Source organism: Xanthomarina sp. F2636L, from assembly GCF_026410195.1.
In the GTDB taxonomy this organism is placed as follows: Bacteria; Bacteroidota; Bacteroidia; order Flavobacteriales; family Flavobacteriaceae; genus Xanthomarina.
The window spans coordinates 139,044-153,159 of the sequence record NZ_JAPMLM010000054.1 but is presented as its reverse complement, the minus strand read 5'-3'; the positions used below and the strand labels follow the sequence as shown (position 1 = coordinate 153,159).

The following is a 14,116-nucleotide window of genomic DNA, read 5'->3' as shown; positions in this document are numbered from 1 at the left end:
TCAGTACGCAACCTATCTATACACCAACCTGCCTAAACAATAGTTAAAACAACTAACCAAACAGTTTTGCTTTTACATATCGGGCATTCATTTCTGCAATACTGCTGATAGAAATCTCTGCTGGACATTCCACCTCGCAAGCTGCCGTAAAGGTGCAGCTGCCAAAATTCTCTATGGCCATTTGATCTGTCATGCCCACCAAACGTCTATGAGCTTCTGGCTGACCTTGAGGTAATTTATTTAAATGATTTATTTTTGCCGAAGTAAATAAGGCTGCAGAGGCATTTTTACAAGTGGCCACACAGGCTCCACAACCTATACAGGCTGCAACATCCATGGAGTTATCAGCGACTTCTTTAGGGATAAGAATGGCATTGGCTTCTGCAGCTGTACCCGTTTTTGCGGTAATATAGGCACCCTGTTCTATAATTCTATCGAATGCAGTTCTATCTACTACCAAATCTTTTACAACAGGAAAGGCTCCTGCTCGATACGGCTCTACCACAATAGTCTCGCCATCTTTAAAGCTTCGCATATGTAATTGGCAAGTGGTCATATGGTCGTGAGGCCCATGAGCGCGACCGTTAATAAACACCCCGCATTGGCCGCAAATACCTTCGCGACAATCGTGATCGAAGGCCACAACTTTTTCACCTTTCAAAACCAGCCTTTCATTGAGATGATCTAAGGCTTCCAAAAAAGACATGTCTTCTGTAAGCCCATCGATATCGTAGGTTTTGAAAGAACCTTCGCTATTGGCTCCCTCCTGTCTCCATATTTTAAATGTTATTTTCATGTGTTTTTGTTACTTGTTCTTTAATGGTCATAGGTTATTCGCTACCCACCCGATTCCTTGCAATATTAATAGTTCGAACACGCTCGTTTTATCTTCTTGTCATTTATAACTTCTTACCGTTGGCTGAACATATTCAAACTCTAAAACTTCCTTGTGCAACTTAAAGTCTCCAGCATCGTACTCCCAAACAGATACATACTTATAATCTTCATCATTACGCATCGCTTCTCCGTCTTCCGTCTGATATTCTTCTCTAAAATGAGCCCCACAAGATTCGTTGCGCTCTAAGGCATCTGTACACATAAGAATGGCTAATTCAATAAAATCTGCCAGGCGTAAAGCTTTTTCTAATTCGGGATTCATTTCATTATCATGTCCTGTGACCTTAACCTCTTTCCAGAATGCGTCTTTAATTTCTTTAATTTGAAGAATCGCTTTTTCCAACCCTTTTTTATTTCTACTCATAGCACATTCTTGCCACATCACTTTTCCTAATTCCCGGTGAAAATCGTCTGTCGTACGATGTCCATTAATAGCTAGTATTTTACCGATTTGCGACTTAACCTCATCTTCCACTTTTACAAATTCTGGATGATTAACGTCTGGACGGGTTTCTTTCAATTCTCCTTCCAAATAGTTATTGATGGTATTGGGCAGAATAAAATACCCATCGATACTGGTTTGCAGTAAAGAGTTTGCGCCTAATCGGTTAGCCCCATGATCGGAATAATTACACTCCCCTATGGCATATAAACCTGGAATGCTGGTCATTAATTCGTAATCTACCCACAGCCCTCCCATGGAGAAATGTGCTGCTGGCGAAATCTTCATCGGCTCTTCATAAGCGTTGATACCAGTAATTTTCTCGTACATGCTAAACAGGTTCCCATATTTATCTTGAATCACATCTTTCCCAAGTTTGTTAATGGCATGCTTAAAATCTAAGTACACGGCATTTTTTAATTGTCCTACGCCATAACCGGCATCTATACGTTCTTTGGCGGCACGCGATGCAATATCTCTAGGTGCCAGGTTTCCAAAACTCGGATAGCGTCTTTCTAGATAATAATCCCGCTCTTCTTCGGGGATGTCCTTTGCTTGTCTGTTATCGTCTTTTTTCTTAGGAACCCAAATACGTCCATCGTTTCTAAGAGACTCGGACATTAATGTCAGTTTGGACTGCGACTCACTGGTTTGTGGTAAAGCTGTTGGGTGAATTTGCGTAAAGCTAGGTGCTGCAAAATAAGCCCCTCTTTTATGTGCTTTCCAAATAGCACTCCCGTTACAGCCAATGGCTAAAGTGGATAATCTAAACACCCGCGAATATCCGCCAGTGGCAAGTACCACAGCATCGGCTGCAAACCGTTTAATCTCTCCTGTAGCCAAATCTCGGGCAATCACGCCTTTGGCTTTGCCTTGAATAACCACAATATCTAAGACTTCATGCCGGGCAAACATCGCCACTTTTTTAGCGCGAATCATTTTTGATAATTGTGAATAAGCCGCCAATAATAATTGTTGTCCCGTTTGTCCTCTGGCATAAAAGGTCCGCTGAACTTGTACCCCACCAAAACTTCTATTAGCCAATACGCCTCCATATTCTCGAGCAAAAGGAACGCCTTGTTGCACAAAATGATCTATTAAAGGTGCAGATAGTTCTGCCAGTCGGTAGGTATTGGCTTCTCGGGATCTAAAATCTCCTCCTTTTAAGGTATCGTAAAACATACGCCAAACGCTATCCCCATCATGCTGATAGTTTTTTGCAGCATTTATTCCTCCTTGGGCGGCCACAGAATGCGCTCTTCGTGGAGAATCTTGATAGCAAAAGCATTGAACCTGATAGCCTAACTCTGCTAAGGTTGCAGCAGCCCCCGCTCCTGCCAATCCGGATCCTACAACAAGGATGTTGAGTTTCTTTTTATTAGCCGGATTAATTAAATGGGATTTTGCCTGATAACTTGTCCATTTATCCTCCAATCTACCTGCTGGAATTTTTGAATCTAATGTCATGTTTTAGCTATTTGAAATAAACGATTATGGGAATAATTGCAAAACCTACACTCATAATAATGGCATAAATAAGCGATATTTTAGCTAGTACAGCTAATCCCTTTTTATGATAAAAGCCCAATGTTTTAAAAGCCGATTGTAATCCGTGATGCAAATGAAAACCCAGGGGAAGCATCAAAACAGAATAAAAAAGCACGTAATAGATATTATGGAACAAGGTATAAGTCACTTCATAGACGTCTAAATTCCCAGCCACATCCGTCCTCACTGTTTCACCTATTCCTAATTTTACTCTCGCCCAAAAATTGACGAGATGGACCACAATAAAAATCAAAATAAGCATTCCCAAAACTCCCATGTTTTGAGACGCCCAAGTACTGGTTTCAGTCTTATGGTTCATAACATAGGGATTACCTTTAGATTGGCGATTCTTATATGTGACAATGCCTGCATATACTACATGAAAAATAAGGGACAGATATAATAAATAAGCAACTATTTTAATAACTAAACTTTCTCTTAAGGTTGTGGAATACCCATTATACAAACCTCGGGCTGTAGTTTCAGGCAGTAATAAGAGAGCATTTGCCGACAAATGAACCAACAGGAAAATGCATAGAAACAATCCTGTAGCAGCTAGAATACTTTTTCTAAAAAACATGCTCATAGCAATAATTTTTACTAGGATTAAGGATTATGGAAACAAGTATGTTGCGCATATTATTTATTCATTTAAATGGATAGATTTATTTTCAGAATACGTTGTCAAGTATTATTAAAAATCAACTGATTAATTGAGACTAATATAAGGATTTAAAAAGATTTTTAAGCTAAAGAATGGCATCCTCTTTTCTAGTTTAGAAGAATTTTAGCATGAGCACTTCACAGGAAGAATAAGCAAGATACTCCTTTAAACACTCCCCCATTTCTTATAAATTTTGTATCTTAAGCAGTCCATTTAAAAACAACCATTATGAAACATTTATTTCTTTTATCATTCTTCATTTGTTTTTCTTCTGTCATGGGACAGTCTCCAATTCCCTCTGCCGAAAGTCAGATAAAAACAGCAGTTCTTGCTTGCCCTGACATGTATCAAAATGGCGCAAAAATATTAGGATATAACCAAAAAGGTGAGCTTATAACGTTACGTGAAGGTACAAACGAAATGATCTGTTTAGCAGACAACCCTAATAAAGATGGTATAAGTGTGTCTTGCTATAGTGACAAATTAGAACCCTATATGGCTAGAGGTCGTGAACTTCTTGCCAACGGAAACTCGGAAGTAGAAAAACGAAACATTCGTAAAATAGAAATCGATGCAGGTACTTTGGTTATGCCAAAAGAACCAGCTGCTGTTTATGTGGTTACTGGAAGCCAGAAAGATTATAATTTTGAAAATGGAGAATTAAAAAACAGTAAGATTAGATATGTCTTATACCGTCCATATATGACAGGGGAAGAAACCGGTTTACCTACCCAACCTGGATTGCCTGGAATGCCCTGGTTAATGGACGCCAACACCCATCGTTCGCATATTATGATTACACCAGCAACAAAAAATTAGTTCCTAATAAAAATTGTTTTTAGATGAAGCCATCTATAGGGTTGACAAGCTACAGATGCTAACCCTAATAATGAAACGAAAGTAAATTCTAAGACATAGCTTTTCCTTTATAGACTCTTGCAATTTGCATGGCAGCTTCCAATGCAAGAATGTTAATTATTCTCCAAAGTCTACAAGAGTCTAAAAAAAAATTATTATACTGTATAGACTATGAAACGCATCATATTTCTAATTCTATTTACAAACTCCATGAACGAATACGCTCAGGTACAATTTCCTAATTCTATTGAAAAAGAAGTAAAAACTGCTTTAGATTTTTATCCAAAGCTAAAGGATGTGGACATTGAAATTAAGTTTAAGAAAAACATCAAGAAATCGACCATGCAGGCACAGCCTAAATTTGGCAGTCTCTTCAAATCTAAAACGAACAGGGAATATATTATTTTAATTAGTGAGAAATTTAAAATTTCGGATAAGGAATTTTCTACAAAAGATATCCCTTCAGATATTTTAATTGGCTGGATTGGTCATGAGTTTGGGCATATTATGGATTATCAAAACCGTAGCAATATGAATCTGATTGGTTTCGGAATTAAATACCTGCTTTCAGACTCTCATATTATTGAAGCGGAACGTGCTGCAGACACCTTTGCTGTTGCCCAAGGGATGGAATCTTATATTTTAAAAACTAAGGATTTTATTCTCAATAATTCGGAAATCACCCCTTCGTATAAACTTCGGATTGAGAAGTATTATTTATCGCCCGAAGAAATTATGGATATTGTTAACAAACGTGATGGCGAAGTTCCGGAAGCAGCTGAAACTACTTCTCTAAATTGACAAAATCTTCCCATTGCTGGAATGTCTCTTCGTTCATAACACGTTCCATTTTAACCTGTCCACCTTTTTTCTTATTTGCTCCATTCCATTCATGAAACAGGTTTGGTGAAATTAATTTCACACGAACTCCTTTTAAAGCCTTACTTCTAGCTACTTTATAATTTTTATTGGCTTCCTTTAAAAATCCATCTAAGGCTTGGGCAACTTCTTCAGAGTTTAAATCATCCTCAGTACCAAGATACCAACAATGGTAAAATTCATCATCTTCGCAACGTTTGGCACAAATAGTATATTCAGGAATTTTGGTTGAGAATTTGTTTTCTAATACTTGTAAGGCATCATCCATTTTATTCACAGATAATTGCGAGCCAACGGTGTTTAAGAAAAACTTGGTGCGACCGGTAATTTTAATTTCTGCCCGTTCCACATCTGTAAACTCGATGGTATCGCCAATTTCATAGCGCCAAGCGCCACTAACGGTACTAATGATTAAAACATAATCTTGATGTAATGTTACGTCTTTTAAGGAAACTGAAGGTGCATCTGCAACTAAGGAGCCATCTTCACGAATATATTCTGGTTTAAAAGGCACAAATTCAAAATAAATCCCATTATCTGTTACTAATTGCATGGCATCTGTTTCTGGTCTTGCCTGAAATGCCAAAAAACCTTCTGACGCCAAATAGGTATCAATTACAGTGATGGGATGCCCCAAAAGCGCATTAAAACTTTTCTGATATGGGCCAAAAGCAACCCCTCCAGAGGTAAAAACTTGAAGATTAGGCCAAATCTCATGGATGTGATTTAATTGGTGATGCGCTATCACTTTCTGCATCATCAACTCCATCCATGATGGAATGCCACTTAAGGCACCAATATCCCAATTTCTAGCGTTTTCTGCAATGTGTAGCACGCGTTCATCCCAGTCGTCAATTTTAGCAATATCTTCGCCTGGCTTATAATAAGCTCGAAACCAAAAAGGAATATTACTTGCTGTAATGCCACTAATTTCTCCTTCTAAGTGATTGCCTTTTTCTTGTAAATTGGTAGAACTACCTAGCATCATGATTTCCTTTTCGAAAAAATTGGCTTCAAAATCAAAATGACTTAGAGAAAACACTTGATTGATTCCAGCCTGCTTAATGGCTTCAATCATCTCATCGGTTACCGGAATACGCTTACTGGTTTTTCCTGTGGTTCCTGAACTTAGTGCAAAGTAATTAGGATGTCCTGGCCAAGTCACGTTTTCTTCGCCTTCTTGAAGTTTAAACCACCATGCTTCATGGATCTTGTTATAATCGAAATACGGAACTTGCTTTGAAAATGCCTTCTCTACATCTTCAGACTCCAAAATAGATTGGAAGTTGTAGTGTTGTCCAAACTGTGTGTCTTTTGCTTTATCAAGCAGTTCTTTTAAGACCTTTTTTTGAGCTTCAACAGGTACTATCTCTGAAGAAAATGAATCTTTTATATCAATAACACCTTTGATAATGTTTCCGAGTATGGCCATAATATCAGAATTTTTAGTTTTAAAAATAATCGCTAATTACATATAGGATGTATGTCTGTAAAAAGTGAGATATCTGCAAATTAGAATAAAGTTGCTAAAGCAAAAACCAAATTAACATAATATTCTCATATTCTAAAAAGACAATCGGAGTCACTTTTATGCTGTTAATTTCTGATTTAGAACACTGTTGTTGTTTGTAACAAGAAAAATGCTTCAAGATGTTTATTGTTAGTTTGTCATACAGTTTACTTTCATCTAATATGTATAAAGTAGTTAGTCTATGACGATCTCATTTACTACTATAATTCTTTAACCCAGTTTAAATGAAACTTTTTGAAACAAAAAAACTGAACAAAATAGACCTCTTGTTCAGTTTAGATGTATTTTAAAATGAAATATTATTTACCTATTGTTTGAGAATCCTGAAACTATGAATCGCTTCTTCAACATATACTTTCACTATATATGCCCCAGCACGAAGCGAAGACACATCTACTTGCAAATGAGAGGCTGCTGCATTTTCTACGTAAACTTCTTGACCTAACAGATTGTATATTTTTACTGCACTCAAAGCAGATTTGTATTTAACATTTAAAACATCATTTACAGGAATTGGATAAACGGATAAGGCATGTATATCAAACGTTTCGATACTTAATGGCATGATATTCAAGGTAAAATCTAGACCTTGTCCATAACCTGGTCCAGTTCCCAAGAAAATATTACATGGATCAAAATCTATAGGATATGTCTCGTTTGTATCTGATTTTATGATTCTAATTCGTGTAGTTCCTAAAACGGCATCCGTGGGCACTGTAATATCTAAAGAAACAGAAATGCCATCACTTCCGGTGGAGTTGCTAAGAGTTCCTATGTCGTATATTTCACCGGCATCATCTAAAATATAGTTTTGGTTCCAATCAATAAAAGCAACGATATTATTTTCTGAATCCCCATGAGTGTTTCCAGATACTTCTAGAGTATAGGTCTCACCTCCTGCCACATCAACAACACTAGCCGTTTCGTCTATTAAAACAGTATATGTGATGGTATTCGAAATGCTAGTTCCGGCAAAATTAACGGTTGTAATCTCTTCAACAGGCACATCGGTAGCATTAATAATTGCACAATACGGACTTGGAAAATTCCCATTGACTTCCAAAATAAAATCTAAAGCTTGTCCATAGCCTGGAAAAATACCATAGCCAGGAATTTCCATAGAAATCGCGCACGGATCTATTACTGCTGTCGTATAATCATCTGTATATACCTTGGTTATTCTAATTCTGGTGCTTCCAATAGCAGCATCTGGTGGTACTGAAATATTCATGCTCACGTAGACACCATCATCTCCTGAAGAGTTGGTAAGGGTTCCTACCTCATAGATTTCGCCTGCATCATCTAAAACGTCATTGTGGTTCCAATCGATAAAGGCAACGATATTATTATCAAAATCACCATAAGTGTTTCCACTTGCATCAAACGAATAAACCGTACCTCGTGTCACATCAATTACGGTCGTGGTTTTATCTATCAGCACGGAAGAGGTATCTGTATTTGTGATGCCATAATCTGCAAAATGAAGGGCCGTAAATTCTTCAACCGTAGTACTTGCAGCATCTGCCATGCTGCAGTATGGACTTGGAAAGGTCTGAGCTTGTATTCCAAAAGTTACTAAGACAAGTAAAAAAGTAATTATTTTCATGAGCTTCGAAATTAGATTAAACTACAAGTTATAAAAATAAAACCTATATTTTTTTAAGTAATTGATTTTTAACAGAATACCCTTTAGATGTATTTTGTCAAATTTAAAACACATGCGTTTTACTTTCTCACTATAAAGACATAAAAACCTATCATTTTAAATAGCACATTGTTCATTTAAAATAATCTTAGATCGAATACTTAACGTAAATAAAAAATTAAATATACCAAATCAATAATATCCTGCTAAACAAAAAAGGGTCTCACATTGCTGCAAGACCCTTTAAAAAATAACCAAAAATCTAAAAAACGCTATTAATCAAACTTGGCTTTACTTTTATTATAACACTTAAAAAACTTTTATTTAGAAATCATATATGTTTCTAATTCATGGTACAAATATAATTCACATCATTAGTTTAGTGTATGACATGCTGTGTCATGTATGAACATAGTTGTAAAAGCGGTAGTTAAATTGACCTCCAAAACTAATAATGGTTGAAATGGAATTTTTATCAAGAACCAAATAGCTTCCATTCCATTTTTTTATCTTTGTAAAAGACTAAACAAGACATCCCAATGATTTTTATAGATAATGAAGGCCACACCAATCCAAAATTAAATCTGGCATTAGAAGAATATGCGCTGAGACATTTTGATGCAACCACAGATTACCTCTTATTTTACATCAACGAACCTGCTATTATTATTGGCAGAAACCAAAACACATTAGAGGAGATTAATTATGAATATGTCGACGAAAAAGGCATTCATGTTGTCCGTAGAATTTCTGGTGGTGGCGCTGTTTATCACGATTTAGGGAATTTAAATTTTAGTTTTATAACCAACCATGATGGGAAAAGCATTAGTAACTTTAAAAAATTTACGGCACCAGTAATTAGGGTATTAAACAGCATGGGGGTTTCAGCTGAATTGAAAGGACGAAATGATATTTTGGTTAACGACAAGAAAATTTCTGGTACAGCCCAATTTTCAACTGGAAAACGGATGATAAGTCATGGCACCTTACTTTTAGACACAGACATGAGTGAAGTAGTGAAAGCCCTACAAGTTAAAATGAACAAAATAGCTTCTAAAGGTCATAAATCTGTTAGAAGTCGCGTAGCTAACATTAGTGAGTTTTTAAGTTCGCCAATAACAATGTCCGATTTCAAAAAACAACTCCTTCATGGTTTATACGAAGCCAGTGAACCTTTTGAAACCTATAAATTAACTGAAGCCGAATGGCAAGGCGTGCACCAATTAAAGGCTGAGAAATACGATTTATGGGATTGGAATTTTGGACGTTCGCCTAAATTTAACATCCAACGCAACAAGCGTTTTTCTGTTGGAGAAATAGATTTACGCATTTTTGTGGAAAAGGGACATATTACAGAAGCAACTATTTTTGGTGACTTTTTTGGCAAAAAACCTGTTGCAGATATTGAAAATCTTTTAATAGGTGTCGCCTATGATAAAACCGAAATTGACAAAAAACTAAAAAGTTTGTCTCTTGAAGACTATTTTGGAAAGCTTACAAAATCAGAATTCCTGGATCTGATATATGGCAATGATTTTGAATAGTTTAAAAATAAAAATTGATAAATCCCAGCTAAGACCCTCTAATTTAGGACTTGCGCTACATTTTTAAAAACAACTAATTCTTTTTTTTTAATTCGTATGAATTTAAAAGTAGAAATATTATTTTTGAATGATTCTTTTAGCTAGTAGGCACTTGTTTTCATGTTATGAAGGCTGTTTACTTTTAACAACCTAGAACATATAATTAATGATAAAAAAAGTCCTTCTTTCTCCATTTCAAAAGTTTATAAAATTTGAAAGCCTCGCTGGAAATTTACTATTTGGCGCTACAATAATTGCTCTTATTTGGGCAAATTCCCCTTATAGTTCAACATACGAAAGCTTATGGCAAATTCAGATTGGGGTAACATTTCAAGATTTTGAATTAATAAAACCCTTAATCCTTTGGATTAACGATGGTCTAATGGCTATATTTTTCTTTTTAATTGGTTTAGAATTAAAACGGGAACTATTAACAGGTGAAATTAATACGCTTAAAAAAGCAAGTTTTCCATTTGTAGCTGCCTTAGGAGGTGTTCTGGCTCCTGTTGGGTTATATTTCTTTTTAAATCAAGACCCAAATACAACAGGTGGTTGGGGAATACCTATGGCTACAGACATTGCCTTTGCCTTGGCTATTCTTGCTACCTTAGGAAAAAGAGTCCCCTTAAGTTTAAAAATATTCCTTACAGCTTTTGCTATAATAGACGATATTGCGGCAGTACTGGTTATAGCTATATTTTATAGCAGCGATATCAATTGGACATTTATCCTTATTGGTTTGGGATTAATAGGCTTATTAGCAACCCTATATCATAAAAAACATTATTCCTTTGAAATTGGAATAGTATTGGCTGTTATTATCTGGTTTTTATTTTTAAAATCGGGAATTCATCCAACCATTGCTGGGGTGCTACTAGCTTTCACTATTCCTATTAAAAGAAGAATTAACATCAACTCCTTTTCGGTAAACCTGACCTCTGTTTCAAAAAACATCTTAGAAGAGTATGACGACAACGATCATCACTTATTAACAAAAGAGGAAGTACAGTATATAGATGATTTAGACGATTTAATTTCTGAAGTCAGATCGCCATTACAGCATTTAGAACATAAACTCCATAGCATGACAGCCTATTTTATTCTGCCTGTTTTTGCCTTTGCTAATGCAGGAGTGGTATTAAGTACGGATTCCGATTTAAATTTTGACTTAATTACTTATATCGCTATTAGTTTGTTTGTTGGGAAACTAGTAGGTGTTAGTCTCTTCTCCTATTTAGGCGTTAAACTAAAAATAACCGAACTCCCTTCTGGCATCAATTTTAAACAAATAGTAGGTATTGCCTGCATTGCAGGTGTTGGGTTTACCATGTCTATTTTTATTGCCAACTTGGCTTTTAGTAACAATCTGGTGTTTATAAACTCCTCGAAGGTGGGAATTATCATCGGTTCTTTAGTTTCTGGAATTGTAGGCTATATCATTTTACGCTTAGCAAGTAAAAAAGACCCAGAAACGTCGGAGGTCGAAGACTAAAAGTTTATATAAAAAACAACTTATCAATTAATATGGAATACTCAATTTTAGTCCAACACTAAAAAAGAGCTTCACTTTATTTAAATCATTTATATAAGCCATATCAAAATTTACTGGTCCTAAAATAGAATTATAGGAAATGGTAGTTCCTGCTGAAAAAAGTAGACTTGTATCTGTAGTATTAACCCAGTTTCCCTTAGGTGAAAAGGCATCTGTCATATAATCGTCAAAATCACCAAATCCAACGGAAGCCAAGTTAACATAAGGTGTTAAATAGATGTTGTTTAATGGATTGAATTGTGTTGCGATATGCAATTTCATATACTGCGAAGCGATTAATTCGGAATCTTTCAGGCCTTGAAAAACTATGGCATCTCTAATAGGTCTTACTAAATTTCCACCTAAAAAATATTTAGCTGTAGGTCCGTATTCTAAAACAGATATGTCGTTTGCATCTACATCGTCCATAAACATAAACCCAGTACTTAGTCCTGTAATAAGTGATGTTTTTTCGGTTATGGGCATCCGTTTTTCAAACAAGAAACTAAATTTCGAAAATCCGTTTGTTATTCCCTCTACATCATTTTGGGAATTAACATCTAAAGATACCTCCACCTTACTTGCTAAGGTTCTACCTATTCTTGTATTAAAATATGTTCCGGAAGTTGCAAAGAAAACCTGATTCATAGAGTTGTGCTGAAACTGTAAGTTTACCTCCAAATTACCATAGGTGTACTTTCTTAAATCGTAAACATTGTCGTTAAAAGAAGGATCTACAGATGGTTTTAATTTGGTATAACTATAAATTAAATCTAGACCTATATAATTGTATATAGATGACAGGTTTTTATTTATCTGTCCATACATTTGAAAATAGCTGTTTTTTAATTCTTCCCCTTTATTCCCTTGCAAATAGAAGTTCTGTTTCACGCGCTGCCCAAAAGTTTCTGCCCGCCACCACCAGCTTTTAGTGTCTCCAACATTTTGCTGATATTGGATCCTAAATTTAGGTTGTTCGGCAATATCTAAACCAATTAACAATCTGGAATAATAGCCTAATATATTTCTTCCTGTATAATTAACCACCAAACCTACCCCTTGCTGGGTATCATAATGTAAGGCGCCACTTATTTGATTTTTTGCTTTTTCAACAGCATTTAAATGCAGGATATTTTTACCTTCAACGACTTCAACATGATAGTTAATTTGATAGAAAAGTTCTGTCCCCATAGCTCTGTCTGTAGCCGCTAATAGTTCGTTGATATCATACCTTTTATGAGCAAAAACTTGCATTCTCGCCTTTAACAGGTTTAAGTTTTCTTTGCTTATGTTGTGATATTGAATACTATCGAAAACAATGTTGTTTTTCATTTCGGGCAATGCATGTTCTCTTTGTTTATAGGTGTTTAGCTGTTTTGCCAAAATAGCTAATGAATCAATACTGGCAGATTTTGCTATTAAACCTTGTTTATAAATAGCATCACTTTTTTCGAAATCCTGTGTAGAGTAACTTAAGTTTCCAACGTGGTCTATTAAAATATCACATAAGGCTTTATTTGCAGGGTCTTTCAGATTACTAGTCAACATAGACATTTGAAACAAAATAGTCGCTATATTATCTAATTTCTCTTTGGGTTGTAAGCCTCCTCCAACATTACTTCCTATAATAATGTCTGCTCCCAATTCTTTGGCAATACCTGTTGGAAAATTATCTACTACACCACCATCCACCAATAAGGTTTCATTATAAGGCACAGGCTGAAACACACTTGGAATAGACATACTGGCTCTAATAGCTTGAGCAAGCGATCCCTCTTTAATAACCACTGCATGACCGTTGACAAGATCTGTAGTTACCGCTCGAAAAGGGATGGCTAAATCGTCAAAATCCGTCACATTATAAACAGGGTACATAACGGTTGACAAAAATTCTCTAAGATTCTGATCCTTTAAAAGAGAGGCTTTAATTTTAGGTTTTCCATTGATATAATCTAAATTAACCAAATAACGTCCAAATTCACTTTTCTCTTCTACACCTACATCTTTTAAAGACACATCTCCTCCTAAAAGTTCGCCCCATTTTGCCTGGCTAGCAATTTTAGCAATACTATCTCCAGTATACCCCATGGCATACATGCCTCCAACAACAGCCCCCATACTGGTACCAACTATTAAATCTGGTACAATTCCCAAGCTGTCTAAAGCTTGTAAAACAGGAATATGAGCAATGCCTTTTGCACCACCTCCACTTAAAACTAAGGCGACCTTAGGCTTTTTATTTACTTGAGGTTGAATGTCGTCTTGAGCAAAAAGGCTTAAAGGAAGCATAAGATATAAGCTAAACAGACAGGGAAATAAAAAACGTGTCTTTCTATAAATCAAACTCACAAAAAAAGTCTTAGTTATAGCTGTTATCATGTGCTCAATAAATGTATAGATCATTTAGGATGTCTTAAAGTATAAAGGTAGAATTATCTATCTAAAAAAAAACGACAAACTATAATTATTAATCCATGACAACAATTCAATCTAAAAAAAACATCTTAATGGTTAATTTATATTAAAATAAAATTACTT

General features: G+C 35.6%; 10 protein-coding genes. 4 read left to right on the top strand and 6 right to left on the bottom strand.

The window, feature by feature from the left end; translation table 11 throughout:
• Positions 1-52 precede the first annotated feature (52 nt).
• The 3 genes from OS191_RS00985 to OS191_RS00975 all read right to left on the bottom strand — a co-directional run bounded on the left by OS191_RS00985 (position 53) and on the right by OS191_RS00975 (position 3,473).
• Complete coding sequence (locus OS191_RS00985; protein ID WP_267153843.1) at positions 53-796, bottom strand: succinate dehydrogenase/fumarate reductase iron-sulfur subunit; 744 nt, start codon at positions 794-796, stop codon at positions 53-55.
• A gap of 99 nt (positions 797-895) precedes the next feature.
• Positions 896-2,806 (bottom strand): fumarate reductase/succinate dehydrogenase flavoprotein subunit, encoded by a 1,911-nt coding sequence (locus OS191_RS00980; RefSeq protein ID WP_267153842.1) that lies wholly within the window; start codon positions 2,804-2,806, stop codon positions 896-898.
• Between the two features lie 7 nt (positions 2,807-2,813).
• Positions 2,814-3,473 carry a succinate dehydrogenase cytochrome b subunit gene (locus OS191_RS00975; protein ID WP_267153841.1) on the bottom strand — a complete coding sequence of 220 codons (660 nt, stop codon included), beginning with the start codon at positions 3,471-3,473 and terminating at the stop codon, positions 2,814-2,816.
• A 306-nt stretch (positions 3,474-3,779) separates the two neighbouring features.
• Here OS191_RS00975 and OS191_RS00970 point away from each other — a divergent pair, with 306 nt between their 5' ends.
• Complete coding sequence (locus OS191_RS00970; protein WP_267153840.1) at positions 3,780-4,370, top strand: hypothetical protein; 591 nt, start codon at positions 3,780-3,782, stop codon at positions 4,368-4,370.
• A 210-nt stretch (positions 4,371-4,580) separates the two neighbouring features.
• Entirely contained in the window at positions 4,581-5,210 is a 630-nt protein-coding gene (locus tag OS191_RS00965) for a hypothetical protein (RefSeq protein WP_267153839.1), read from the top strand.
• On the opposite strand, the gene OS191_RS00960 is transcribed toward OS191_RS00965, so the two are convergent.
• Together OS191_RS00960 and OS191_RS00955 are read right to left on the bottom strand one after the other, a co-directional pair.
• Entirely contained in the window at positions 5,194-6,720 is a 1,527-nt protein-coding gene (locus OS191_RS00960) for a GH3 family acyl-acid amido synthetase (RefSeq protein WP_267153838.1), read from the bottom strand. The genes OS191_RS00965 and OS191_RS00960 overlap by 17 nt on opposite strands.
• A 406-nt stretch (positions 6,721-7,126) precedes the next feature.
• Positions 7,127-8,425 carry a T9SS type A sorting domain-containing protein gene (locus OS191_RS00955; protein WP_267153837.1) on the bottom strand — a complete coding sequence of 433 codons (1,299 nt, stop codon included), beginning with the start codon at positions 8,423-8,425 and terminating at the stop codon, positions 7,127-7,129.
• 578 nt (positions 8,426-9,003) lie between these two features.
• Here OS191_RS00955 and lplA point away from each other — a divergent pair.
• The gene (lplA, locus tag OS191_RS00950; RefSeq protein ID WP_267153836.1) at positions 9,004-10,008 is read left to right on the top strand and encodes a lipoate--protein ligase; all 1,005 of its coding nucleotides are present in this window, start codon (positions 9,004-9,006) and stop codon (positions 10,006-10,008) included.
• Positions 10,009-10,213: 205 nt separating this feature from the next.
• Positions 10,214-11,539 (top strand): Na+/H+ antiporter NhaA, encoded by a 1,326-nt coding sequence (gene nhaA / locus OS191_RS00945; protein ID WP_267153835.1) that lies wholly within the window; start codon positions 10,214-10,216, stop codon positions 11,537-11,539.
• 27 nt (positions 11,540-11,566) lie between these two features.
• Here nhaA and OS191_RS00940 read toward each other — a convergent pair whose 3' ends face one another.
• A complete protein-coding gene (locus OS191_RS00940) occupies positions 11,567-13,867 on the bottom strand; it encodes a patatin-like phospholipase family protein (protein WP_267153834.1) in 2,301 nt (766 codons plus the stop codon).
• Between the last annotated feature and the right edge of the window lie 249 nt (positions 13,868-14,116).